The sequence below is a fragment of the Paenibacillus sp. FSL R7-0026 genome, from assembly GCF_038004485.1.
Classification (GTDB): domain Bacteria; phylum Bacillota; class Bacilli; order Paenibacillales; family Paenibacillaceae; genus Paenibacillus; species Paenibacillus xylanexedens_A.
The window spans coordinates 2,421,361-2,448,264 of record NZ_JBBORG010000001.1 but is presented as its reverse complement, the minus strand read 5'-3'; the positions used below and the strand labels follow the sequence as shown (position 1 = coordinate 2,448,264).

General features: G+C 46.7%; 22 protein-coding genes. 6 read left to right on the top strand and 16 right to left on the bottom strand.

Going from position 1 to position 26,904, the window contains the following annotated elements:
• Nucleotides 1-339: 339 nt before the first annotated feature.
• Entirely contained in the window at nt 340-990 is a 651-nt protein-coding gene (locus MKY44_RS11320) for a hypothetical protein (protein ID WP_341007114.1), read from the top strand.
• 148 nt (nt 991-1,138) lie between these two features.
• Here the strand turns inward: MKY44_RS11320 and MKY44_RS11315 are convergent, their stop codons facing one another.
• Both MKY44_RS11315 and MKY44_RS11310 read right to left on the bottom strand, forming a co-directional pair.
• Nucleotides 1,139-2,362: a multidrug effflux MFS transporter gene (locus MKY44_RS11315; RefSeq protein ID WP_341007113.1), complete on the bottom strand. Its 1,224-nt coding sequence runs from the start codon at nt 2,360-2,362 to the stop codon at nt 1,139-1,141.
• A 6-nt stretch (nt 2,363-2,368) separates the two neighbouring features.
• A complete protein-coding gene (locus tag MKY44_RS11310; RefSeq protein ID WP_036608962.1) occupies nt 2,369-3,112 on the bottom strand; it encodes a GTP pyrophosphokinase in 744 nt (247 codons plus the stop codon).
• Between the two features lie 245 nt (nt 3,113-3,357).
• Between MKY44_RS11310 and MKY44_RS11305 the strand changes: the two genes are divergently transcribed.
• Nucleotides 3,358-4,236 (top strand): alpha/beta hydrolase family protein, encoded by an 879-nt coding sequence (locus MKY44_RS11305; protein ID WP_341007112.1) that lies wholly within the window; start codon nt 3,358-3,360, stop codon nt 4,234-4,236.
• A gap of 85 nt (nt 4,237-4,321) precedes the next feature.
• A complete protein-coding gene (locus MKY44_RS11300; protein WP_341007110.1) occupies nt 4,322-5,038 on the top strand; it encodes a YoaK family protein in 717 nt (238 codons plus the stop codon).
• A gap of 117 nt (nt 5,039-5,155) precedes the next feature.
• Here the strand turns inward: MKY44_RS11300 and MKY44_RS11295 are convergent, their stop codons facing one another.
• Nucleotides 5,156-6,052, bottom strand: a complete 897-nt coding sequence (locus tag MKY44_RS11295; protein ID WP_341007109.1) for a LysR family transcriptional regulator — start codon at nt 6,050-6,052, stop codon at nt 5,156-5,158.
• A 137-nt stretch (nt 6,053-6,189) separates the two neighbouring features.
• On the opposite strand from MKY44_RS11295, the gene MKY44_RS11290 reads away from it, so the two are divergent.
• From MKY44_RS11290 to MKY44_RS11280, 3 genes are all read left to right on the top strand, one after another.
• Nucleotides 6,190-6,894 (top strand): O-methyltransferase, encoded by a 705-nt coding sequence (locus MKY44_RS11290; RefSeq protein WP_341007108.1) that lies wholly within the window; start codon nt 6,190-6,192, stop codon nt 6,892-6,894.
• Nucleotides 6,895-6,971: 77 nt separating this feature from the next.
• Entirely contained in the window at nt 6,972-8,282 is a 1,311-nt protein-coding gene (locus MKY44_RS11285; protein WP_341007107.1) for an MFS transporter, read from the top strand.
• Between the two features lie 148 nt (nt 8,283-8,430).
• Entirely contained in the window at nt 8,431-9,546 is a 1,116-nt protein-coding gene (locus tag MKY44_RS11280; RefSeq protein WP_341007106.1) for an AbrB family transcriptional regulator, read from the top strand.
• 129 nt (nt 9,547-9,675) lie between these two features.
• Here the strand turns inward: MKY44_RS11280 and MKY44_RS11275 are convergent, their stop codons facing one another.
• The 13 genes from MKY44_RS11275 to MKY44_RS11215 all read right to left on the bottom strand — a co-directional run bounded on the left by MKY44_RS11275 (nt 9,676) and on the right by MKY44_RS11215 (nt 26,702).
• Complete coding sequence (locus MKY44_RS11275) at nt 9,676-9,879, bottom strand: hypothetical protein (RefSeq protein ID WP_017688872.1); 204 nt, start codon at nt 9,877-9,879, stop codon at nt 9,676-9,678.
• 77 nt (nt 9,880-9,956) lie between these two features.
• Complete coding sequence (locus tag MKY44_RS11270) at nt 9,957-10,220, bottom strand: YkgJ family cysteine cluster protein (protein WP_341007105.1); 264 nt, start codon at nt 10,218-10,220, stop codon at nt 9,957-9,959.
• 260 nt (nt 10,221-10,480) lie between these two features.
• The gene (locus tag MKY44_RS11265) at nt 10,481-11,329 is read right to left on the bottom strand and encodes a chemotaxis protein (RefSeq protein ID WP_341007104.1); all 849 of its coding nucleotides are present in this window, start codon (nt 11,327-11,329) and stop codon (nt 10,481-10,483) included.
• 225 nt (nt 11,330-11,554) lie between these two features.
• Complete coding sequence (gene treP, locus MKY44_RS11260; protein WP_341007103.1) at nt 11,555-13,573, bottom strand: PTS system trehalose-specific EIIBC component; 2,019 nt, start codon at nt 13,571-13,573, stop codon at nt 11,555-11,557.
• A 28-nt stretch (nt 13,574-13,601) separates the two neighbouring features.
• Nucleotides 13,602-15,323: an alpha,alpha-phosphotrehalase gene (treC, locus tag MKY44_RS11255; protein ID WP_341007102.1), complete on the bottom strand. Its 1,722-nt coding sequence runs from the start codon at nt 15,321-15,323 to the stop codon at nt 13,602-13,604.
• 296 nt (nt 15,324-15,619) lie between these two features.
• Nucleotides 15,620-16,975, bottom strand: coding sequence for a C4-dicarboxylate transporter DctA (dctA, locus tag MKY44_RS11250; RefSeq protein WP_036670619.1), 1,356 nt, complete (start codon nt 16,973-16,975; stop codon nt 15,620-15,622).
• Nucleotides 16,976-17,213: 238 nt separating this feature from the next.
• A complete protein-coding gene (locus tag MKY44_RS11245; protein ID WP_341007101.1) occupies nt 17,214-17,906 on the bottom strand; it encodes a metal-dependent hydrolase in 693 nt (230 codons plus the stop codon).
• Nucleotides 17,907-18,003: 97 nt separating this feature from the next.
• Nucleotides 18,004-19,695, bottom strand: coding sequence for a glycoside hydrolase family 13 protein (locus MKY44_RS11240; RefSeq protein ID WP_341007100.1), 1,692 nt, complete (start codon nt 19,693-19,695; stop codon nt 18,004-18,006).
• 328 nt (nt 19,696-20,023) lie between these two features.
• The gene (locus MKY44_RS11235; protein ID WP_341007099.1) at nt 20,024-20,482 is read right to left on the bottom strand and encodes a VanZ family protein; all 459 of its coding nucleotides are present in this window, start codon (nt 20,480-20,482) and stop codon (nt 20,024-20,026) included.
• A gap of 41 nt (nt 20,483-20,523) precedes the next feature.
• Complete coding sequence (locus MKY44_RS11230) at nt 20,524-21,393, bottom strand: effector binding domain-containing protein (RefSeq protein WP_341007098.1); 870 nt, start codon at nt 21,391-21,393, stop codon at nt 20,524-20,526.
• 263 nt (nt 21,394-21,656) lie between these two features.
• Nucleotides 21,657-24,089: a glycogen/starch/alpha-glucan phosphorylase gene (locus MKY44_RS11225; protein WP_341007097.1), complete on the bottom strand. Its 2,433-nt coding sequence runs from the start codon at nt 24,087-24,089 to the stop codon at nt 21,657-21,659.
• Between the two features lie 313 nt (nt 24,090-24,402).
• Nucleotides 24,403-25,506 carry a glucose-1-phosphate adenylyltransferase subunit GlgD gene (gene glgD / locus MKY44_RS11220; RefSeq protein ID WP_341007096.1) on the bottom strand — a complete coding sequence of 368 codons (1,104 nt, stop codon included), beginning with the start codon at nt 25,504-25,506 and terminating at the stop codon, nt 24,403-24,405.
• Between the two features lie 26 nt (nt 25,507-25,532).
• Nucleotides 25,533-26,702 carry a glucose-1-phosphate adenylyltransferase gene (locus MKY44_RS11215; RefSeq protein ID WP_341009828.1) on the bottom strand — a complete coding sequence of 390 codons (1,170 nt, stop codon included), beginning with the start codon at nt 26,700-26,702 and terminating at the stop codon, nt 25,533-25,535.
• Nucleotides 26,703-26,904: the final 202 nt, after the last annotated feature.

Genomic DNA, 26,904 nt, shown 5'->3' with positions numbered 1-26,904 from the left:
TATTATTGATACATATAATATCCGTATGTACATTTGTCCGATTCCATTGACAATGATAATTGTTATCAGTTCACTTGTCAATTCGATTATGCTCTGCGCTATAAGTTGAATTACAGATTGTTTACACTGACACTACGATGATAGAACAACCTTCCAATCGCTGTTATCCCCAGATTTTATAGATTCCCCTTTCTCTAAGGGAAAATCCGGTGATAAATGCGAGCGCTTCGCTTTTTCAGGTTTTTTCTATCCTCTCCGTTTTGTGTAAATGATTAGTTCAACTATATAGAACATATAAAATCTTCTTGGCGGTACTCACATATAGGCGGATGCCGCCATATGCTGAATGCAGAATACGACGACAGGAAGGATGTTCTGTACATGTATTACGAATATAACCCTTATCTAAGTTATGGAGAAGACCGTTCATTTCAATTGCCTCCACTGTTCCCAGGAGGTGGCGGTGGCGGCACACCGGGTGGTCCGACGTTTCCTGGTATACCTGGCGGTCAAGGCTCCTATCCTCCCTACATTCCAGGCGGAGGGCCCGGTCCATATATCCCCGGAGGCATTCCAGGTACAATCCCGGGTACAGCACCGGGCGTACCTGCTCAACTGACTCAAGGCAATCTGCCCACCCTGCTTAGTGCCTATCCTCGTCCGGTAGGTCAGCCTCCGGCAGAAATGCTTTTTCTGTATAACCTGATCAAAAGCAGCCCGGGTCTGCTCCCGCTCTTCCTCCAGCAACAGCCGCAAAGCCTCACTCAAGCGGTGCAATTTGCACAGACTGGTGCAGCGGCACCACGAGATAACGAAGAACGTGCGCTGCCCAACTTTTGTTACAACCGATGGTCCCTTGTCTTCAAATACAATGATGTCTACCTGATGTGGCCTGCGATTAATCTGTTTGGTTTTGTGGTGGGTTACTTCTATCCATTCCTCACGCCAGGTATACTGTCCAATACACAGATTTTGTTTGCGCTCTGCTAAACCTGTCCTTACCTACAGCAAGAGCCCCACTTGGAAGCATAATTCCCCCAAGTGAGGCTCTTGTTCGTTCTTTTATCCAGATGTACCTTTACATTACTAAGACTCCATAAACGCAAGGTGTACAGAATCAGTACCTTTAACTCAACACTTAATCATTCTGGCGCTTCCTGCCCCTACTGACCATTAGGAAATAAATCACCAAGGCACCGAGATCAGCACACGCAATAACGATTCCCATTGGCACAGCTGTTCCTTCTCCCCCGAGACCTACGAGGGGAGCGACAATACCGCCGAACAGGAACGTCATCACACCAATTAGCGCAGACGCACTGCCTGCCGATTTCTCCTGATTGGCCATCGCCAAGGCAAAGGACGCGGTATTGACCAACCCAACACTGGATACCACCAAAAAAAGCGGAATCAGTACAGAGATTAGATTACCTCCAGCCAGAATGGCGATGAGCAGTGAAGTTCCTCCGAGCGCCGCGGTTAGCAGCCCCGCAATTAACAGCCGGGTTTCAGATACCTTACCTGCAAGTCTGCCGGCAATCTGACTGGCCAGAATAATTCCCAGCCCGTTTATGGCGAAGCAGACACTAAACATTTGCGGGGATACCCCGTATATCTTCTGAAGCACAAACGGCGAACCGGATATGTACGCAAACATGCCAGCAGCTACAAACCCTTGGGTTAACGCATAACCCATAAACTGACGATCCCCTGCGATTTGGCGAAACGTAATTAATGTCTGTTTCAATCCCCCGCTTGATCTGCGGTTGGAAGGCAATGTCTCTCCAAGACCCAAAATGACAGCCAACAGCGTCAGTATTCCGATAAGGCTGAGCAAAATAAATACGCCGCGCCAAGATGTATACGTCAACAATTGTCCACCAATGATTGGTGCAGCAATCGGGGCTACACCGTTAATCAGCATTAACAGAGAGAAGAACCGTGTCAGTTCCGGACCCGAATATACGTCTCTGACGATTGCGCGCGAGATGACAATCCCTGCCGCTCCAGCTACACCCTGAATGAATCGCAGCACAACAAAAGAGCCCATCGTCGGGCTGACCAGGCAAAGTATAGAGGCGATAGTATAGAGCACAAGCCCTGCAATGAGCGGTGTTCGCCGACCACGTACATCACTTAGAGGTCCGGCAAGCAACTGTCCAACCGCAAGTCCAATCATACACGCCGTCAGACTGAGTTGAGCATACGAAGTAGATGAACCAAACTCATCAGCCAGCGTGGGCAATGCGGGTAAATACATATCCAGGGACAACGGCCCGAAGGCCGACAATGTCCCCAGAATTAAGGCCATCCGTACACGAGATGTGGAGTTTGTGTTCAATGAAGTTGTTGTACTTTTCATCAAATACTACTCCCCGCTACCCAACAGCTTGAGCAAGTTGGATGGCAGTGTGAACTGTTGATTGTTAATAATAATACGGCGCAGTTCTTCTTCATCCCGCTCGTTATCGGCGTCCTTAATCTCCTGAATTTCCCGGTGAAGTCGCTCCATCTGTTGATCCAGCGCATTTGCCGAATCTGCCGCACTCTTTAACTCTCTCGTCAAATGCTCGGGAACATCCTTATTGTATTTATAAAAAATCTTATGCTCCAGACTCGCCCAAAAATCCATCGCGATTGTACGGATCTGGATCTCCACACATGCTCGTTCCTCACCATTGGACATGTATACAGGCACTTCCACCAGAAGGTGAAGGCTTTGGTAGCCGTTTGGCTTTGGATTCTCGATGTAGTCTTTGACCTCCAGTACACGCAGATCACTCTGATTGCACAGCATATCCTTAATGCGATAGATATCCGAGATAAAGGAACATGTAATCCGTACCCCAGCGATATCCTTGATATTTTGCTTGATGCTCTCAAACGTTAACTCATGATTTTTGCGGAACATCTTGTTCATAATGCTCTCAGGTGATTTCAGTCTGGACTTTGTATGCTCAATTGGACTGTAATCATGCAGAGACTGGAATTCTTCCTTCAGGACTTCAATCTTGGTCTCCATTTGATCCAGAGCAAATTTATAGATCATCATAAATCTGGTAATTTCATATTTGAATTTCTTGAATTGATCGATTGGATGTGGAGCGTTCATCATGGCTTTCTCCCTTTCTTTCTGCACACTAAAATTAGTTTTATGAATATGAGAACAAGCGGTCAATCCACATGTCTCCTGAACCATTATAAATCATATGGAGCCAATAAACGAATTTCTCACATTTGGGCTGGCGATTCAGCCTGGAAGGTATGGGAACTTATTTTACGCGCATCCTATAGAAACATCCCTGTCATTTGGCCCGCAATTATTAATAAAAGAGGTGAAATTTCCTGCTCTATCAAGTGACGTATTCATCCGATACACTTCGGGTTAAAGCTTATTTATACCTGCCACAAGGTTGTTCATTACCTGATATCACGACATATGAACCTTCTCATCCCGGCTCTGTCTCCTCTGCCTTTCCGGAATTCGCTTCCTTACATACATCTCTACATTTGCAACCACTCGCCAGCCACTACCCTTCTGCCAGAATGCATGATATCGCACACACACAGGAACAATGGCCTGTGCTGATCTATTGTCGCGGCGGACTAGGCAGCTACGGCGGGGTAAATACCGTTTGGCTTGAGCAATTTGTACATAAAGGTTATATCGTGTTCGCCCCATCCTATCGTGGCAACGAAGGCGGTGAAGGTCGTGACGAGTATGGCGGGAAAGATGCCGAAGATGTGCATGCCGCTTACCGGTTGATACAGCGTTTACCCTTTGTCGACTCGACTCGGATATCGTTAATGGGGTTCTCCCGTGGAGCCATTAATGCTGTACATACCGCAACTGCCTATAATGAGGGACCGGACAGAGTACATAAGTTAGTTCTTTGGAGCGGTGTCTCCGATGTGGAACGCACTTACCATGAGCGAACCGACCTGAGGCGCACATTGAAACGGGTGCTGGGTGGTTCCCCACGCGCAGTTCCGGAAGCTTATCTCGCCCGTTCTCCCTTGTCGAAAGCGAACAAACTATCTTGTCCCGTGCTAATCATGCATGGTACATCAGATACACAGGTGAATTATAGCCACGGAACCCGAATGTATCACTGGCTTAAGCGCCGAGGTGCGGATGTCACATTTCACGCTTATGGCGGGCAGGATCATCATTTTCACGAGAAAATACATGAGTCAGCGGTTAACAATATGTTTGATTGGCTTGCTGAACCTTAGCCTTGCGCTATGAATTTCACTTTGAAGAAGCGTGGGTTATGGCTGTATACTGGAGGGGCTACGTTTTTTTGAAAGGACGGATAGGATGAATCAAAGCACCCTCCAAAAATACGCCATGTTGCTTCTCTGCATGTCTGCCGGAATGGTGGACCTGATCGGATATCTGGGACTGGGGCATGTGCTCACAGCCAATATGACGGGAAATATTGTTTTGTTGGGTATTGCCATTGCCCGTGCTCAGGAATTTGTCGTGCTGCGGTCATTGCTTGCTCTCATCGGTTTTATTGCCGGCAATGCCATTGCAGCACATATGGTTGGACCTGTGCATACCAAAAATGGCTGGTCTTCCAAGATCACAGCCGTATTTACTGTTGAAAGCATTTTGCTCCTGCTGTTTGCTATCGCCATGATTAGTCCATTTTCAGAACAACTGTCTTATCTGTTAATTGTCATCCTAGCCGTTGCAATGGGGATGCAAACAACTGCGGCACGCCGCATTGGCATTGCTGGCATCTCAACAACCGTGCTCACCAATAATTTGGCCGCTGTGGTTGAGGATACCGTAAACATCCTTAAAAAGCTGCGACATGCCAATATCCGATCGTTAACCAAAGCCTTGTCCACAGACGCCTACCTTCGTGCAGGTGCTGTTGTCATCTATTTGATCGGCGTCATTGCAGCCGCATTGTTATTCCACCGTGTGCCCATGATTGCAGTTTGGATTCCTGTCCTGATCATTGGCGGCGTAACCCTATACGCCCGATTACATGCATGGGGAACTTCACAACAAAGCAAAAGTTAATAGTTGAAGAAGCAACCTATTCATTTTCAAGAGGCTGTTCAAAATTCCGTTATAGGGCACTGGAAACTGGTCTTTTTGAACACGTATTTTAAGTTATTTTAAGTACAATCACGCTATTTATTTCATCAAAGCAGCTTCTTGGCGGATAAGCTTGACCAGATGCTGTGCAGCAGGTGATAATACCTCCCCGGCTCGTGTACATACGGCAACCGTATTTCTCAGCTGTACACCTCGAACAAACACACGTGCCAGCCTGCCTTGCTGCACATCTTCGTTCACAACCAAAGAAGATATAAAGTTGGCCCCATAACCTGCCTTCACCGCACTGATCGTTTCGTTCAGCCCGTTGAACTGAAGCGCAATGCGGGGAGCGGACAGGTTATTTGTTGTGCAAAGGGAAACGAGTCGCTCACGTGTAGCACTGCCTTCTTCTCGCATGATGAACGGTTCTGCCATCATCTCATGCAGCTCGATTTCTTTTCCCGCATACGGATGGTCAGGGTGCACAACAAACCACATCTCATCGTCAAACAATTCATCCCATTGGACACCTGCATGTGTAATGCCACTTCCACCATACACTGCAATCTCTGCCTCATAACGAAGTAATTGGTCAAAAGCCATCCGGGTGTTGGTTGTGCTCACAACAATCTCCACATCCTCGTGCATTTGCTTAAACCGCGCAATCCAGCCCGGCAACAGAAAATTTGAAGGCAAGTAGGTTGCCGTAAGACGGATCAGTCCTTTCTTGCCCTCCCGAAAATCCTGCACAAAATTCTCGACATCCTGCTCCAGCATGAACAGACGTTCCGCATAACCTGTTAACTGTATCCCCGCATCCGTAAGCACCAGTCTTCTTCCCTCCGAAACAAAAAGCTGGATTCCCAATTCACGTTCAAACTTCTTCACCTGAGAAGATACCGCTGGCTGACTAATATTTAGTTCCTCTGCGGCACGAGTGACCCCGCCATATCTCACAATGGCATGAAATAATCGTAATCCATGCAGATTCATGTTTACACCTCTTCCACGTCAAATACATAATCTAAAGTTATATTATCATACATAATATATACTTTATTTATATATCTACTCCATTTATAGTTGAAATATGAAATCCAATACAAGAAACAAGGAAGGAACATGTGAACATGAAAAATATAAATACGACCAACCTACAGCATACCTGGACTCAAGTCGACGACTACATGAATAATCTGATGATTCCATCAGATTCCCTGCTGGAACATACACTGCAAAGCAATGCCGAAGCTGGACTCCCTGCTCATGACGTAACACCGAATCAAGGAAAGTTACTTCAGCTCCTGCTGCAAATCCAAGGTGCATCCCGTGTATTTGAAATCGGCACATTGGGTGGATACAGTACCATCTGGATGGCAAGAGCGCTGCCTGAACACGGACGCATCGTCTCACTGGAATCGGAATCACACCATGCAGACTTGGCCCGAGCCAATCTCACACGAGCAGGACTGATGCACAAGGTTGACCTGAGAGTTGGTCCTGCCCTTACCACCCTTCCCGATGTTCAGGAAGAATACAGGGAACCGTTTGATATGATCTTCATCGATGCTGACAAACCGAGTAATCCCGATTATCTGAGATGGGCCCTGCGACTGACTCGGCCGGGGAGTCTTATTATTGGTGATAATATCGTCAGAAACGGTGAAGTGATCCGCACAGACAGCACAGACCCCAGAGTTCAGGGCGTTCGATCATTCCTGCAGTTGATCGCGGATCACCCTCGACTTGAAGCTACAGCACTGCAAACGGTCGGTAGCAAAGGTTACGATGGATTCGTCATTGCTCGTGTGATTGATGCCCCTGAACCAAAATAAACAGTGGTCAATTCTTCCGCAAATTCCCCTTTCCTGTTAAACTGGAATCACTGCACAGGTAGACTGGGGGGAACCACTTGAGAGTTTTACAACATATTAATGATGAAATTCGCGGCTGGTCCCGCAATATTCAACTGTTTTTCCTGGCTAGCATTCTGTATCAGATCGGAAATGGCATGTTCTCTGTCTTGTACAATCTGTACATTCAGGGTCTGGGCTATAATGATACAATGAACGGCCAGATTGTAAGTATTCAATCACTCGCAACAGCCATTATGTTTGTTCCTATCGGTCTATGCGGTGATCTGTTCAGCCGCAAGCGATTACTCATTACCGGGGCGTTATTCAGCGGAATCTTTCTGATCGGACGCTCCTTCGATTATTCGGCTACAGGACTGATCTGGTTCGCGGTATTCTCTGGCCTTTTCGCTGGGGTATTCCAAGTACTGGCCATTCCTTATCTGGCGGAAAACGTCAAGAAAAGCCAGCGGCTGAAGATGTTCAGTTATTATTCATCTCTTGTGCTCGCTTCCCAGGTGCTTGGTAGCCTGGGTGGCGGTGTATTCGCAGATTTGTTACATACGGCAGGACTCGCCAAAGTGACCGGATTGCAGACGGTTTTATTTGTCGGTGGTGCAGCAACACTGGCTGCGTTTATTCCACTGTTATTTGTAACCGAAGGCAAGGCTGCTCCGCAGACCTCGATTCCGGTGCAACCCGTTCTTCAACCCAATGCGGAGCTAAAAGAAAGTTCAACCAATACCCCAAGCACGGACGACTCCATCACGAAGAAAAAAGATTCCCGACTGATTGGTCAGTTTATAGTGACTCAGTTGTTAATTGGATTAGGTTCTGGACTGGTTGTACCGTATCTGAATCTGTATTTCACCAATCGGTTCTCGGTTTCTCTGAGCGGCATGAGCTTACTGATTGCACTTGGTCAGATTATGACGATTGTATCCATGCTGATTGGTCCTACCCTGGCGGCAAAGGTCGGAAGCGTAAGAGCCGTTGTCATTTTCCAGGTCATGTCGCTGCCCTTCCTTCTATTAACAGGCTTCACCAATCTGTTGTTCATTGCTTCGCTCAGTTTCTTATTCAGACAAGCATTGATGAACGCAGCCAATCCCATTCATTCAGCCATACTGGTGGATCGGATCTCGGACAAACGCCGCGGCATTGCCAATTCACTGATGCAGACCTCGTTCATGATCGGTTGGGCTACCATGGGACCTGTCCAATCCTATCTGGTCACCACGTACGGAACGTATTGGGGTTATGCGATCACTTTCAGCATCACAGGCTGTCTATACGTTATTTCATCACTGATGTACTTTGTAATGTTCAGAGAACCCAAACCTTCCGCTACGGCTCTCGCAGGATCTTAATGAGTTGAACACTAGCAGTCTGGTTGTTCCGCAGATAACGCAACGTATCTCATCATCAGGAGTGATCACACATGAACATGAATCCTTCATTAAACCTGAATGCATACCTGAATCTCATACCACCTCATTCAACCGGTAGGCTAAACGGATGGAACTGATGCGCAAGCTTGGTTCCCACGTTGTCTTTCGGTTTTTTCTTAGTCTGGGTGTCTCTGTTCTTGGCGGATTGCTATTCACAGTCATTCATACACCGATCCCGTGGTTGCTCGGGCCAATGGTATTTATGCTGCTTGGCTCCCAAGTCGCCAAATGGCCGCTCATGTGGCCTGCCTCCATTCGGGACTATGGCATTTTGATTGTTGGTTATTCGATTGGACTCACCTTAACTAAAGAGGCACTGCACGGCATTTTGCTACAACTTCCCATGATGCTTCTGATGACCTTGCTGTTAATCGGATTGTGTGTAATTACGGCCTACATCGCTTCAAAGGTAACCGATTTTGATTTCCCCTCCCTACTGGTGGGCAGCATTCCAGGAGGACTATCCCAGATGGTGTCCCTCGCAGAAGAGATGAAATCCATCAATCTGACGCTGGTTACGTTTTTGCAGGTGACGCGGCTGATCATGATTGTCTTCTGTGTTCCGTTCCTGCTGTTCAGTCCGTGGATTGGAGGTATCGCAGGTGGCGGTTTGGATCATCCGTTCATTGACGTAGCGACGTGGGGTTCCCTTTTCCCCGAGATTCTTGTCTATGCTCCGCTCTGTGTAGCGGGTGCATGGGTTGCACGCAAACTCCGATTTCCGACGGCCTTTATGCTAGGTCCCATGATTGTCATGTGTGTCGTTCAATTAAGTACAACGATGCACACGCCCAGTCTGCCAACCTCCCTCCTAAACGTATCGCAATTGATGATCGGCAGTCACGTTGGACTGATGCTCAAGCCGGAACAGTTGCAACGCAAGACACAGACAGTCACGCTAGCGGTGATGAGTAGTGTACTGCTCATTGTTGGTGCGCTTGGATTAAGTTATCTGTTAATGAATGTGTTCTCCCTCTCCGCGGCAACCTCACTACTCAGTATGGCCCCTGGCGGGATGGATCAGATGAGTATCATGGCACATGAAGTGAATGCCGATCTTTCGGTTGTATCCGGGTACCAATTGTTTCGAATTCTATTTATTTTTTTCATCGTCTCTTCCGTACTGAAGATGATTCTTGTACATATGTTAAAAGAAAAGAAAGCAGAGCCCTCACTTCAATGATCATATTTCGCCCCGATTCCATGACAAAGAGAGTATCCATTTGATGTCACATCCTGCGGATACTCTCTTTTATTTGTACAGACTCTACTTCAGCATTTTGCCTCATTCAATTTTAAGCATGATGACTAATTATGAATATATTCGGTTGTACATCCAGCCCACAATGCCCACCGTAACCACTGTTGCCCCAATAATAAATGCATAATAGCCAATCTTACTTTTGGACTCCGAAGTCTGATGGTCATAATAATCCGAGTTACGTCGGTAAAACCCCATCCATAACTCTCCGATCATATTCACAACAACCAATACAAAACGTTTAACAAGCCCCATTGTATTCGCGTCTCCTCTCTCTAATCAACCTTCTTCCCTATTAAGTATAATTATCCCAATTCATTAAAACAACCTACTCATATTACCTTTGGTGCAGTTTCTTGCTCCAACCAGGTTAGAATAACAAATGCTTCCTGATCGGTGCTACCACACATCTCTTCCTCAGCTTGCAATCCACTGCATACCGCAGGACGATCTTTATGGCCAAAAATTCCGCAGCGATTATCATCCGTAAGCTGCACACAACGTACACCTGCCGGCTTGCCATGAGCCATGCCTGGTATCGGTGATGATATGGAAATCGCGATACAACATGCGGCACAGCCTGTCCTGCATTCCATACTTATTCCCTCCTAGTTTTAATACTTATAGTACTTACAATACGTGTTCAAAAAGACCGGTTTTCAGTACCAAGAAGATGGAATGAAGCTAGAAATGGAGTAGCGGAGCGTAGGGAAAGCTACGTGAGCAACTACAATGTTCCCGAAGGAAACATACTTCGTAAGCATCTGCTTATTCGGCTGAATTCCATATTCGATGCTGATGATGCCATTAGGCATCCTTCGTAATCAAAAGCGGACTTTTTGAACTACCTCTGATATTATGAGCGATTTATCCAGGTCCAGGTTCGAGCAAGCCCCTGAGCCATTCTCCGATTCATGCTTCGATTGGAAAAATACCCCCCATGACTTAGCGGGTTCCAACTCATTGCCACGCCGCCAGAGTTCACTTCAATATCTTCTTTGACCGCTTTCTCATAAGCAGGATCAATGGGGCGTAATGGATAACCCAGAATATCATCCCGATCGTAGAAGTTCACCCATTCCCCTTCCAGTCCGGCATAATACTGATTCACATGGGAAGAGGGCACCTGAATTGGGCAACTAAAGTCATGGTAACGCAAGCTCCATAAGGGCAGGGTTGTACCAAACGAGTAAAAATTGGTCAACGTGTCCCCCCGCTCCAGAGCGGAGTTCACATCCACAATCTCAGGAACACGACTGGACGGATATTGCAGATCGTAGAAGAAGTTACTCGCGATTACGGCACCCAAACTATGGGCAACCACACAGAGCGGAGCTTCCGGTCCATTACGCTGTGCAAGGGTATGCATCGCCTGATTCAACGTTCGATGTACGGCATCGTAGTTATGGCCTTGATTTTCCACCGGTTGATAAGCAACCGCATCAGCCAGGTAGTGGATGACAAATCGGCGCAACGCCTGAAAGTTCAATCCCGGAGAGCTGACGAGCTGTTGAAAGAGCGCCTCTTCCCGCTCCTCAAATACATCCGCCCAATATACAGGTTCGATATCCAGCATCTGTTTGGAGGCTCCAGGCAAGACCATTACCTTGTCCAATTCCTTATGCAAACAAGCAATCAGCTTGTCCGCGTACCCATCCTTCCGCATACCCAGCCCATGAATGACCATCACCGCAATACGTGTCATGGCTCTCCTCCTCATCGATCTAGGAACTCTTCCTCCACCATATGAACGCCACGACTCGAACATGCCTGAAGCTTGCTTTGTCAGAAAAACCTTTCCAACCACCATTATTTTAAAAATGTGATTCTTCCATTTTATATACAGTTTACCATGATCGTCATGAAAATAACGATCATACAACAAAAAGGAGCTGCACATCACGCAGCCCCTTCTTGTTTTTGTATTCAATTAACCTTTCAGATGAACCTTCAGCACACCATTTTGATTAGATGTAACATCACCTGTCGTGACTTCCACCCGTTCAACCATATCCTGACCATCTGGAATGATAATCGGTGTAATCAGCGGGTATCCCGCATCTTCAATGACCTTACGATCAAACTCCAACAGCTTTTGCCCAGCTTTTACATGCTCGCCAGCTTCGACATGCATATTGAAACCTTCACCCTTGAGGGATACCGTATTAATCCCGACATGGATCAGAACTTGTAGTCCACTCGCGTGTTCAAGAATCACCGCATGTTTACTCTTGATCACATGAGCGACCTGAGCATCGAACGGAGCTACAACCAGGTTGCCCGAAGGCTCAATGGCTACACCCTCACCCATCTGTTTCTCGGCAAAAGCCGGATCAGGTACTTGCTCCAGTGACACGGCCTGGCCTGTTAATGGCGCCATGATTTCAAGTGTATTTACTGCTTCGTCCCCTACTTGAGCTGCACTACGTGTGCGCTGGTTTGGATCTGTTTTGCCAGTCGAAGAGGTAACACCTGAAGCAGACTGCGATGTAGCCGCTTTAGGCTCATTAACGGTTTCATTGCTTGCACTACGATCTTCTTTTCTCAGTTTGGCTCTGCCAAAAAGGACCGTCAGTACAAATGGTACAACCAGGACAATCGCCATGCCGATGAAGAAGACACCCCATTTGTTAGGGAAAATCGACAGGAATCCCGGCACGCCACCTACACCGATGGAGGTTGCCTGAACATTATTCATCGTCAGCAGCACACCACCAATCGCGGAACCGATCATACCAAAGATAAACGGATAACGGTAACGAATGTTAACACCAAAGATCGCCGGCTCGGTTACCCCGAGGAAGGCCGACACGGAGGACGTTGCCGCAAGTCCTCTCATTTTCTTTTCACGCAGGACAAGCATCATCGCAAGTGCCGCTGAACCCTGTGCGATATTGGACAATGCCAGCATCGGCCACAGGAACGTTCCGCCCTGACTACCGATGAGCTGAACATCTACCGCAAGGAACGTGTGATGCATACCGGTGATAACAAGCAAAGCGTATAGACCACCGTAGATCAGACCACCTAGCGCCGCGTATGAATCGTAAACATAGATCAAGCCGGAAGTAATTGCATTCGCAATGGCGAATGTAACTGGTCCAATGATCGTGAAGGCCAGGAATCCGGTAATCAGCAACGTGACCGGTGCAACGACCAGCAGTTTAATTGAATCATGTACCCTTTTGTTCAGGAAAATCTCCATCTTTGCAAGCAGATACGCCGATACCAGTACCGGTAGAACCTGCCCTTGATAACCGATCTTCTCAATCTCCCAACCGAACAGATTCCATGTTGGCACCGTGCCATTATTCACAGCATCAGCGTAACCATATGCACTCAGCAGATCGGGATGTACCAGAATGAGACCCAGCACGATCCCGAGCAGCGGACTGCCGCCGAACCTTTTTACAGCTGCCCAACCAATTAGCGCCGGCAGGAACGTGAAGGCTGTACTTGCAATCGTATTAATAATGGACGCAAGATCCTTCCAGGCTGGATAAACATCCACCAGTGATTTTCCATCAAAGAAAATGCCTGGACCTGTCAGAATATTGTTAATCCCGAGCAAAAGACCTGCCGTAATGATTGCAGGCAAGATCGGAATGAAAATATCCGAGAGTGTTTTAATCGCTCGCTGGATTGGATTTTGCTTTTTACCAGCAACCGCCTTCACATCATCCTTGGAAGAACGATCTCCCCCGGTAATCTGAATCATCTCATCATAGACTTTATCCACCAGACCAGGCCCAATAACGACCTGGAATTGTCCTTGGGAAGAGAACTGTCCTTTGACCAGATCATTCTGATCCAGACTTTCAGTATCCACTTTACTCTCATCGTACAAGGCAAACCGGAGTCGTGTAACACAGTGTGTAGCAGCTTCAATATTCTCTTTGCCACCGACAGCCCGGACGATCTCCTCAACCTGTTTTTTATCGATTGCCATAGTGTCACTTCCTATTTATAAAATGTGATTAGTCCTGTTGTGGCACAAGCCACATATAGGATGCATACGGACTGAGAGAGATTTCCTGCGTCAGCGCAGGGGCTGCCTCCGTATTTCCTATGAGTAACTCTGCTGATTTGCCTGCAATGTGATCATTCCAGACCGCTTCCGGAAGCGAGAACGTGACGTCTCGTTTACTGAAGTTGGATACAACAATCAGAGTTTCACTTCCATTGGTCCGTGCGTACGCGAATACATTCGGGTGTGCATCGTCCAATCGTTCATACAGACCGTCGGTCAGCACGTTAACCTGTTTACGCAGGGCAATTAATTTGCGGTAGTGGTAGTAGATCGAATCTGGATCAGCCAGCTGCTGTTCCACGTGAATGGAAGGATACCGCTCATCCACCTTCAGCCAAGGTGTTCCGGTAGTAAATCCGGCGTTTTTACTTCCATTCCACTGCATCGGTGTGCGGGAGTTGTCCCGGGAACGCTCTTTTACAATGTTGAAAGCTTCTTCAGCGGATTTACCTCGTTCTTCCTGAAGCAGGCGGTACATGTTCGTTGATTCGATATCGCGGAACTCGCTAACGTCATTCCAGACCGGATTCGGCATGCCGATCTCTTCACCCTGGTAGACATAAGGTGTACCTTGCATGCCGTGTATCGTTGTTGCAAGCATCTTCGCACTTTCGGCACGATAATCACCATCGTCGGCGAATCGGGATAGTGCCCGCGGCTGATCATGGTTATTAAGGAACAGCGCATTCCAACCTCCACCGGCCTGCATGCCAGTTTGCCACTCACTGAAGAGCTGCTTCATCGCTTCGAAATCATACGGCATCAGTTCCCACTTCTGACCATTCGGATAATCCACTTTCAGGTGATGGAAGTTAAACGTCATCGAAAACTCCCGGGAAGCCGGGTTCGAATATTGGATACAATGTTCCAGTGTTGTGGAGGACATTTCCCCTACAGTCACCATGTTGTGAGGCCCGAATACTTCATCATACATCTCGGTGATGTACTCATGCACACGTGGTCCATCCGTGTAATATTTGCGTCCATCACCCGGTGACACGCTGCCATCATCATCAGGGAAACGCTGGTCTTTGGAGATCAGGTTGATCACGTCCATACGGAAACCATCCACACCCTTATCCGCCCAGAACTTGATCATATCCCGCACAGCTTTGCGTACTTCTTCATTCTCCCAATTCAGATCTGCCTGCGTTTTATCAAATAAAGTCAGGAAATATTGTCCCGTCTGTTCATCATACTGCCAAGCAGGTCCGCCGAACTTGGATTGCCAGTTGTTCGGCACACCGCCATCCGGGGCAGGATCTTTCCAAATATAATAATCCCGATACGGATTATCCTTGGAAGAACGGGATTGCTGGAACCACTCATGATCGGTCGAGGAGTGATTCACCACGATATCAATCATCAGTTTCATATCACGAGCCTTCAGACCTTTCAGCAGTTCGTCAAAATCCTCCATCGTCCCATAATCCGGATTAATCCGATAATAGTCCGCTACGTCATACCCATTATCATGCTGCGGGGATACATATACCGGCTGCAACCACACAATATCGATACCCAGATGCTGCAAATAATCAAGCTTCCCGGTTAATCCACGAATATCTCCCGTACCCGATCCGGTTGTATCATTAAAACTCTTCGGATATACCTGATACACCGTTGATGTCTTCCACCAAGATGACGGAGTTGTGTTATTAGAACTCATGTTAACGCCTCCAATAAATTGTAATGCTCTCATGTGATGTTCTCGGTTAACTTCATATCTATATTACATAAGTAAACATGTATATACAAGTTGAAACTATAATATGTATATTCTTCGCCTCTTCTACACATTCCCCATAAATCTTTCCTCTGTAACATTTATTTTGGAGCCTGCGTTCGTGAACCCAATGATATCTGTATTGGGACAACAAGAAACCGTCTGTTCTTCCCACCATTGGTGCGGGCAACAGACGGTCTAATTGGGTTGAACTTGGTTGAAATTTTCAAAAACGCCTCTTACGACATCTCCGGTGAAACAACGGCTTTCCCTTGTTTTTCCTGCATATTCAACTTCAATAGAGATAGTGCAGCTTGTTCTTCCCTTTCCAGTTCAGCAGCACTGATCTCACCAGAGAGTACGGCACGCATTCGCTTTTGATCCAGCAGACCTTCCCATTTTGCCACCACAAATGCTGCGACACAGTTGCCCATCAAGTTTGTGAAGACACGCATTGTATCCATGAAACGATCTGCACCAAGCAGCAGAGCAACCGCTGCTACCGGAAAAGCATTAACAGCTACTGCCGTTGCGGACAGGGCCAAGAATGCGGAGCCAGGTACTCCTGCCATGCCTTTGGAACTTAACATCAACACCAGCAAAATCGTAATTTGCTGCATCAATGTCAGTTCAATCCCTACGGCCTGAGCAACAAAAACCGTGGCCAACGATAAATAGATTGAAGCGCCATCCAGATTAAACGAGTACCCCGTCGGCACTACAAGCCCCACAACCGCACGATCACATCCCGCCTTGGTTAGCTTGTCCATCATGCGTGGCATCACCACTTCTGATGATCCGGTTCCAATCGCCAGCATCACTTCAGAACGGGTATATTTCACAAATTGCAGGAAATTCAGCCCGGTAATCCACCAGGCAGCCAATGCCAGCATGACCAGAAACAGCAGCGCTGCGCCGTAACATGCCAGAATCAGCAGACCAAAGGACGACAATGTGGATGCCCCATAGGCACCTACCGTGTAGGCCATGGCTCCAAATGCACCAATCGGCGCGAGTTTCATGATATAACCGATGATGCGGAACACAATGCCGAGCAAGTTCTCAATCAGCGTCAGTACATTCTCTTTTGCCTTACTCTCCGTTGCTGCCAGCGCAACCCCGAATAGGCATGCCACGAGCAATACTTGCAGAAGTGCATTTTGTGCAAAGGCATCTACAACACTTGTCGGAATAATATTCATGATAAAGTCTACCGTATGCGGTAACTCGGAACCATTGGTTTTCGCTTCAATGCCACTTGCGTCTATGGTTGAAGGGTCCACGTTCATTCCGGCACCGGGGCGAAGCAGATTAGCTGTTCCCAATCCAAGTACCAGCGCAACTGTAGTTGCAATCTCGAACCACACGATGGCTTTCAGTCCGATGCGACCTACCGACTTCAGATCACCGATCTTGGCAATACCTGTCACAATCACCATGAAAATCAGTGGTGCGATGATCATCTTGATCAATTTGATGAAACCTGTTCCGAGCGGTTGCAGCAGGCTACCCAGATCCGGCCACAGAATGCCTACGCCAATCCCGATGATTACCGCTACAATAATTTGAAAAAATAATGATTTCATAAATGACATGAACGCTCCCCCTGTTTGCGGTCAATTCGGATTTCCGTTTGGTTTCCGTGTAACTTTTTATATCATTCTAAACAGGAGTTCAACAATGGAATTTCAATGTTTTTGTCATTTGTACCAACTCTATCGGCGAAAATTGAACCTGAAACCGAAAAAAGACGAATATCGCGTCAGTTATCTTGACGTGATATTCGTCTTTATCCATAAATCCATTTATTATTGAACAGGGGTTAAATGTGCATCACAGGGTAATAGATTCTCCCGGGGCCAGCACACGGCCTTCCAACCCTTTTGCAGCCAGTTGTTGCACGAAGTGTTCTGCATCCTGACGAATCACCGGGAATGTATCATAATGAACCGGAATCGTCAGTTTGGCATTAAACCATTCGGCCGCTTGCAACGCATCCTCAGGTCCCATGGTGAAATATCCACCAATCGGCAAGAAAGCTACATCAATATCATGACGATCACCGATCATTTTCATATCCCCGAAGAGACTTGTGTCTCCGGCATGCAAAATCGTTTTACCACCAATAGTAATGATATATCCAGCAGGCAAACCTGCATACATGATCCGTTGTTCTTCTTCGAGCACAATCCCGGAAGTGTGGAACGCCTGAATCATTTTAGCTTGAGCAAAATCAAGATCTACCGTTCCGCCCATGTTCATGCCGAGTGTATCCAGACCTTTCCAAGACATATATGTAGCCAATTCCACAATAGCCACAACTTTGGCGTTATTCGCTTTGGCAATAGGTTCAGCATCGAGGATGTGATCCATATGTGCATGTGTCAGCAACACAACATCTGTCTTAATATCTTCAGGCTTCGTGACGGCAAGTTCGTTGCCACGCATGAAGGGATCAATGATCAGAGACTTTTCTTCTGTGCCCAGCTGTACACTGGAGTGACCGTGGAACGTAATATTCAACAACTTGGATTCCTCCCGACATATGATTTGATTATTTTGAAACCACTATTTATTATAAATCATAGCTCTTCACCAACGCAAAATTACGCTAGCCTCCGTGTCACCGCTGCTTACGATATACCCTTGCTTCATACGGCTGAAGCTGAATGGCACCTTCATCGGTAGAATAACGTCTGCTTACATTGCTGATGATCAGCTTGGCATGCTCAGAATCCCAGCCTTCCGGCCAGTGCATCTCAGGTTCTTGCCCACGGAAATTCAGAATGACCAGCATCTGCTCATCATCCAGCGTTCGTGTATAGGCATAGATATCCGGATCATCCGGCAACAGCAATTCATACGCACCATAGATAAGCACTTTATGTTGTTTGCGAAGCGTAATTAACTTACGGTAATAATGCAAAATGGATTGCGGATCACTTTCGGCATCAGCCACATTAATCTCAGGATAATTATCATTCACCTGAATCCACGGCTGACCCTGGGTAAAACCTGCGTGTTCCGTCTCATCCCATTGCATCGGCGTGCGGGCATTATCGCGACTCTTCAGCCAGATTGCCTGCATGACTTCATGCTTCGACTTACCTTGACCAATGTAATGATTGAAATAATTTTTGGTCTCGATATCCCGGTATTGTTCGATATTCGGGAAAGCGACATTGGTCATGCCGATCTCTTCTCCTTGGTAGATGTAGGGGGTCCCTTCGAGTGTAAGCATCCATGTCGCCAGCATCTGAGCGGAACGCACCCGATATTTACCATCATCACCAAAACGGGAAACCGGACGTGGCTGATCATGGTTCCCCATATAATTGGCGTTCCAGCCTCTACCATGCAAAACCGTTTGCCACCGGCTCATGATTTCTTTGAGATCTGTCAATTTCCATTCCTTATAGTTCCATTTACCAATGCCGGAAGATTTGGCATCGACGAACATATGCTCAAACTGGAATACCATATTAAGCTCGTCACGATCCGTTCCCACATAAGCCAGCGCCTGCTCAGGCCCAAGTCCCGAAGTCTCGCCAACCGTCATGGGTCCATAAGGTTTCAAAATCATGTTATTCAGTCTCTTCAGGATGGAGTGTACCTGTTCCAGGTTGGAAAAGAGCTGATACGCTGGAACTACCGGCAGATTATCCGGATTGTGGGCACTTGGCAGACCCTCTGCCTTGGCGATATGCGCTACTGCATCAAAACGGAATCCGTCTACCCCTTTTTCCAGCCACCAATGCACCATCTCATACATCTCTTCTGCCATCTGTTCATTGTTCCAGTTAAGATCCGGTTGCTGTTCGGAATACAGATGCAGATAATATTCATTCGTCTCGGGATCATGCTTCCACACCGAACCTCCAAAATAGGACTCCCAATTATTTGGCACCTGCCCATTTTTGCCTGAACGCCAAATATAATAATCCCGCTTCGGATTCATCTTTGATGAACGCGATTCAGCAAACCAAGCATGTTCATCTGACGTATGATTCAGCACCAGGTCCATCATGATCTTGAGGCCACGCTTGTGTGCCTCTGCCAATAATCGATCAAAATCCTCCATCGTGCCATACTTGCGTAAAATGCCGTAGTAGTCCCGGATATCATATCCGTTATCATGTCCTGGTGAATCGTAGATGGGACAGAGCCAGATCACATCTACGCCCAAATTCTCCAAATAATCGAGTTTCTCATAGATTCCCTGCAAGTCGCCATATCCATCCCCGTCCGAATCCTTAAAGCTGCTCGGGTAAATCTGGTATACCACACTCTCTTTCCACCAAACGATATCGCCCACCTCGCTCTCATCTTTGTCCACTATATAATTTGAACTAAGAATATTTACACTGGACACTCCGATGACAGAACAACCTTCCGATCGCTGTTATCCCCAGATTTTATGAATTCCCCTTATAAGGGGAAAATCCGGGGATAAAGGCGAACGCTTTCGCTTCCTCAGGTTATTTCTGTCCTCTCCGTTTCGTGTAAATGTTTAGTTCAATTTATATATATAATCTCTGCTCACTGTATTAAGCCGTTAATATGTTTTATCCGAAAAGATTCCCTTGTAAACATTTGAAAGGTATCTTATGCAAAAAGACCCGGTCATGGCCGCGCTCTGCGGCTCATTTCCGAGTCCTTCTTCGTGAACATAAAATTAACTTATATCCGGCGTAACCTATCCAGGCACCGATCGTGTTCAGAATAATGTCATCCACATCAAACGAACCTACACGTGTAATCAATTGTGTGACCTCAACACCCAGCAGAAGCAAAACAACTGTAGATGTAAAGGTCAGGAACGTACGACACCTCCGAAACAACCATGGAATCCAGATGCCCAGCGGAATGAACAATACGATATTGCCAAACAGGTTTTTGACCCAGGTATCTGTATTGTACCTCTCCCTCTCCATAAGAAGTGGACGAATCGTCTCGAAGGGTACGAGATTATATTGATAATACATGCCTGGTGTTCGTCCACTGACAAACAGTAAAATGCCCATAATCAGTATGTAGAGCGCTGCCATGCAAGCAACAATGGTCAGCATCCACTTGGAGTGAAGCCATGACTTTTCGCTCATTCATCCGTCCTCCGACCTTGAATTCCGCGAAGCGGTAAGGTCTATTTTAACGGGATATAGATCTTCATGTCCAGTTGTTCAGGGGTCGATTTCCAGACATCCGTCACTTCAAAGTCAGGCCCTTCCCTCCGTTCATAGTTAGACTGCGGCAGCCAGCTGCCATAGATCATTTTCCGAATATCCTGCCCGGAGCCTTCCACGGTGAACTCTGCATAGAAGCCGCCCGGAATTTCAATCGAAGTAAAACCGGGTTCAAGTACCTGTGATGCTCCACTGCTTTCTTCACCCACAATAAAAGAAAATGCTCCATCCTCTTCAAAATGACAGGCCACACCGTAAGCCATATCAGGGCGTGTCCTCTCCGGGATCGCCATGAATTTCTGTTCCATGCCAAAATCGTGATAAAATCCGGGTATTTCAGCATAATGCTGATTGTCATTCAGGTTGGTCTTATATTCATAGCCGACAATCCAGTTCGTTTCCAATGTGACTAGACGGGGTGTGTTCATGTGGAATGTTCCACCAAGCGAAGTTCGATAATCATTAAAATCAATGCTCTGTTGCATCTTCAAAAAAGACAACTGATCCGCTTCCAGCTTGCGCAGCTTCGCGGGTGTCATTCCAAAGTAGGCTGAAAATGCACGGGTAAATGCCTCTTGAGATTGATAGCCAAAGCTCATCGCAATGTCCAATATGCCTTCCGATGTGCCCCGAAGCATCCCAGCAGCCTCCGTTAATCTGCGTCTGCGCACGTATTCCAGTACCGTGAATCCCGTGATTGCCTGGAATAAACGCTGAAAATGAAACGCCGAAAAGCTCGCAGCAGCGGACGTCTCTCTGATATTAAAATCATCTTGCAAATGCTGCTCCAAATACTCAATAGCAAGCTGAATTCGTGTGTAATGATCCATAGTGACAGCTCCCCTATCTAATTCAAAATATCAAACGATTTCTTATGTAGTATGACTGAGATCCAGATCTTTTTTTTGATTTTGTGTGCGAACTTGTATGATGGAAATATGTGAGTTGCACTTCTCATCATGTTGAATGACACTATGATACACTCTATGCCAAAATCCCCTTGTTCTACAAGGAGATGCTCTCTACGCTGGTTGATTTACCAGCAGAGATAGCTCTTGTGAACAAGGGGACTTGTTTGTTTAACAATCTATTCTTAACCTTTCCAGTTCCCGGACACGGGATGAATACCCCAGATATCTGTCGCATACTCACTAATGGTACGATCACTGGAGAATATGCCGGAATGTGCCGTGTTTAATATCGCTTTCCGAGTCCAGCCGGGAATATCCCGATACGCCTGGTCAATGGCAGCATGCGCGTCAGCATAAGCAGCAAAATCACGCAATACAAAGTATTCGTCACCGTGAGCCAGCAACGAGTCATAGATATCCCAGAATTCTCCGTCACGATAACAGAATGCGCCTGGATGTACCAGTTGCTCTACGACCTCGCGAATGCGTTCATCGTGCTGCACAATCTCATTCGGACGATAGCTACCGGAACGATAATACTCAAGTACTTCGTCTGCACGCAGACCATAGATGAACATATTTTCTTCCCCAACCTGCTCCGCCATCTCCACGTTGGCTCCATCCATCGTGCCAATCGTTAAAGCACCGTTCATCATAAATTTCATGTTGCCCGTACCGGAAGCTTCCTTACCTGCGGTTGAGATCTGTTCACTAACATCCGCAGCGGGAATGATCTTCTCTGCAAGAGAGACGGAATAATTTTCGAGGAAAAATACCTTCAAGCGGTCATTCACCGCTGTATCCCGATTTACTGTGTCAGCCACGTTGTTGATCAGTTTGATAATTTTCTTGGCAAAATAATAACTCGGCGCTGCCTTGGCACCAAAGATGAACGTACGTGGCACCATATCAAACGAAGCATCATTCTTAAGCCGGTTATACAGATGCATAACATGCAGAATGTTCAACAGTTGACGTTTGTACCCGTGTAGTCTCTTCACCTGTACATCAAAGATGGAATCCGGATTCACTGCTGTCCCGGTATGATCCAGAATATACGCAGCAAGCCGCTCTTTGTTATCCCGCTTAATCAAACGGAACTGCTCCTGAAATGATGTATTATCCGCAAAACCAGCCAACTGGTCCAGCTTGCCCGGCTCTGTTATCCATTCGTTACCGATTGTATCCGTGATGAGATCCGACAGTTTCGGATTGGCATGCATCAACCAGCGGCGATGGGTGATACCATTCGTTTTGTTATTGAAACGCTCTGGATACAGTTCATAGAACGGAGCCATCTCGCGCTCTTTCAAAATCTCGGTGTGCAAAGCAGCAACACCATTCACGCTATGACTGCCTACAATCGCCAGATGTGCCATCCGTACCTGATCGTTTGCAACAATAGCCAAATGCCCTATGCGATCCTGATCTCCCTGATACCGGTCCAGCAGCATGCCACAGAAACGTTTGTTGATCTCTTCAATGATCATGTAGATTCGTGGCAGCAGCCTGCTGATCATGGATACAGGCCATTTCTCAAGAGCCTCACTAAGCGTTGTATGATTGGTATACGATACAGTGCGGGTTGTGATATCCCATGCTTCATCCCAGCCGTAACCCTTCACATCAATAAGGATGCGCATCAGTTCTGGAATAACCAAGGTTGGATGTGTGTCATTAATGTGGAAGGCCACTTTATCAGGCAAACGATCATATGGTAGCTCCAGCTTGTTGAACGTACGCAAAGCGCTCTGTACACCTGCTGAACACATGAAGTACTGCTGCTTCAATCGCAGCAACTTTCCTTCATACTGGGAGTCGTCCGGATATAGAAACTCCGAGATCGATTCAACCGAACGACTATAATCCAGATAACCATAGTAGTTCGAAGGGGTGTCGAGTGAAGTCTCGCGCTTTGGCTCGGCACTCCATAGACGCAATGTGTTCACATGGGTTTGACCATAACCGATGACAGGCACGTCATAGGGAATGGCGACAACCGATTCGGCATCTTTTGTAACAAACTGATATTCTCCATCCTGCTCATGAGCTTCTACCCGGCCCCAGAACTGTACTTCCACCTTTTTGTCTGGACGGCGGACTTCCCATTCATTGCCCTTATCCAGCCAATTGTCGGGTAACTCTACCTGATTACCATTGATGATTTTTTGCTCGAACAACCCGTATTTATATCGAATCCCGCAACCATGTCCTGCATATCGTAGTGATGCGAGTGAATCCAGGAAACAGGCAGCGAGTCGTCCCAGACCTCCGTTACCGAGTCCTGCATCCGCCTCCTGTTCTTCTATCTCTTCCAAGGAGAAGCCCAGCTCAGCTAAACTGTCACGCACCAATTCCAATTCATTCACATTCAACAGATTGTTGCCGAGCAGACGTCCAATCAGGAATTCCAGCGAGAAGTAATAGACCTGTTTATCCTGGCGCTGCTTGAACCCCTGATTCGACGCTGCCCAATCCTGGCCTGCATATTCACGGATCATGCTTCCCAGTACATGGTACACGTCTTCCTGTGTTGCTTCTTCAATCGGTTTGCCCAATTTGCTGACCAGATTCCGTGTAAAGATACTCTTGAACGTTTCCTTGTTGTCAAACAAAAGTAGGTTCCTCCCGGGGAAATCCTGTAGGATGGTGGCGGTTCATACACTCAACATTTTGGTTTGAGCATGCGCCCGTTACGGTTACGAATCGTTCTTTTGATCGCTGTTATCCCTGTATTTTTTGATTTTATTATTTAGATGTGAAAATACAGTGATAAAGGCGACCGCTATGCTTCTTCAGAATCGATTTCGTCCCCTTCACTTACTGCCTAGCTCTTTATCAAACAACTTTCGTCCATGAACCTTAAATCCATCCTACAGGATTTTTATTTTATATATATTTATAGAAGATATCGGTTACGTGTGGGCATTAGATAATAGTACTTTTCGCTAAAATGTATGGATTCGACGGGTCGCCGATCAGCGTCTGTCCTCCGGTCAGCCTCACGTCTTTATCGAGAATGACATTCTCAAGGACCGTCCCCTCACCAATGTAACATTTCTGCATGATGATGGAACCTTTTATTTTGGCACCCTTGGCCACCTGCACACCACGGAACAGAATGCTGTCCTCCACCTCTCCACCTACGATACAGCCATTCGCGAGAAGTGAATGTTTAACATCGGCGGTATCCAGGTATTTGGCAGGGGCTTCATATTTAATTTTGGTCTGGATCGGATCTTCCTTGAACAGTTGTTCATATTGCCCTGTGTTCAGCAGATCCATACTGTTGCGATAATAACTGTCAATGGAATTGATGACTGCGTGATAGCCATCATATGCATACGCAGCGATATTCAATCCATCCGGATTTTTTTGAATCACATCCCGGAAGAAATGGCTCTCGCCATGATCAATGCAGCGTTGCACCTGGCGCAGGAACAATTCTTTTTCCATGATGAAAATTTCTGTATATATATTCGGGTGATTAGCGCTTTGGTGAATGTCCACCACGTTACCGTCCCCGTCATGTTCAACTTTGACACAGGCGTCATGCTCAGGCAGCAGTTGATCTACTTTTTTGCAGACCAGTGTAACGTCCGCTCCCTTACTGATGTGATATCTGTAGACATCCTGGAGGTCTGCTTTGGTCACATGGCGACTGCCCGCATGCACAACATATTGTCCTGCCCCTCTGTGGAAAAAGTCTAAATTGTTATGGAAATGCTGCAAGTCCCCTTGTGATGTATCTGTTGGATCGTTCCAGTCTGGTGGCAAAATAAACATACCCCCATGCTTGCGATCCAAATCCCAAGGTTTACCGTCACCAAGATGGTCCATCAACGAGCGATATTTTCGCCGTACAAATACACCAATACTCTCAATGCCTGCATTCATCATATTGGATAGAACAAAATCGATCAGACGGTAACGCCCGGCATAAGGCACCGCGGCTCCGCAGCGAAAATACGTCAATTCCTTCAATTCCTCAAGTTCATGGTCAAGGTTAATAACTCCGATCAATTGTTTCATCGCATGCACCGTCCTTTTAACTTCAATTAGGCCTTGCTGGTTATTCCTTGGCGAAGCTGACGTTCCAGTTCTTCCTGATCCACGAGCAATATATCACTCTCATCTCCCGGTGCAGGCGAAATCTGTGTTCCATCAGGAATAACTAATCCTTCTGCGATAATAGCTCGGTAAATGCGCACATTTTGCCCGATTTTCACTCTTGGCATGATCACCGAATCGATGACAGCACTGTTCTCACCAACTTCAATTCCGTAGAACAGAACAGAATGATTGACCTCACCATGAACTACAGTACCTTCACTAATAATACAATTCCGTACCTTACCCGAAGGTGAGATGTATTGTGCAGGTTGGTTCGGATTACGTGTGAAAATACGCCAGTCCGGATCATTCAGATTAAACGGTGTGTCTTCGTCCAACAGGTCCATATTGGATTCCCACAGACTGCGAATGGTACCAACGTCTTTCCAATAACCTTCAAATGGATACGCATATAAGGATTTTTCATTTTCAAGCAATAAAGGAATAATATCTTTACCAAAATCATAGGAGGTGGATGCCTGTTGTTCATCCTGGATCAGGAAACGTTTCAGTACATCCCACTTGAAGAGATAGATACCCATGGAAGCGAGTGTGCTCTTGGGCTCAGGAGGTTTTTCTTCAAATTCATAGATGCTATAGTCATCATTGGTGTTCAACACCCCGAATCGGCTGGCTTCTTCCAATGAAACATCAATGACCGATATGGTGCAATCCGCATCTTTATCTTTGTGATACTGGAGCATTTTTTCGTAGTCCATCTTATAGATATGATCCCCTGACAGAATGAGCACATGCTCAGGATCGAATTGTTCAATAAAGTTCAGATTGCGGAAGATCGCATCCGCTGTACCCCGGTACCAGTTGCTACCGTCTTCACGTTCATGTGGAGGAAGTACATATACCCCGCCGTTTTTCCGATCCAGATCCCAGTCACTGCCAATGCCAATATAGGAATGTAAGACAAGTGGTTCATATTGGGTCAATACACCCACTGTATCAATACCAGAATTAGAGCAGTTACTCAGCGGAAAATCAATAATTCGGTACGTGCCGCCAAAATACACAGCCGGCTTAGCCAGTGATTTGGTCAATCCTTTTAACCTCTTACCTTGCCCTCCGGCAAGTAGCATCGCTACAACTTCTTTTTTCGCCATCATTACAGCCTCCTCCACGTGCATTCGTTCTGATTCATTTCAGAGCCCATAATCGATATTCTGTTGTGTGGACACTGTTGTCTTGATTAGGAGCTTGCTGTACAGATGTGTAACCGGTGAATCTTTGTTGCAGTTGAACTTCTTGGATTGTAAAGCCTGAAATAGAGATGATGCTGGTGTAGAATTGCTTGACTGTCTTACA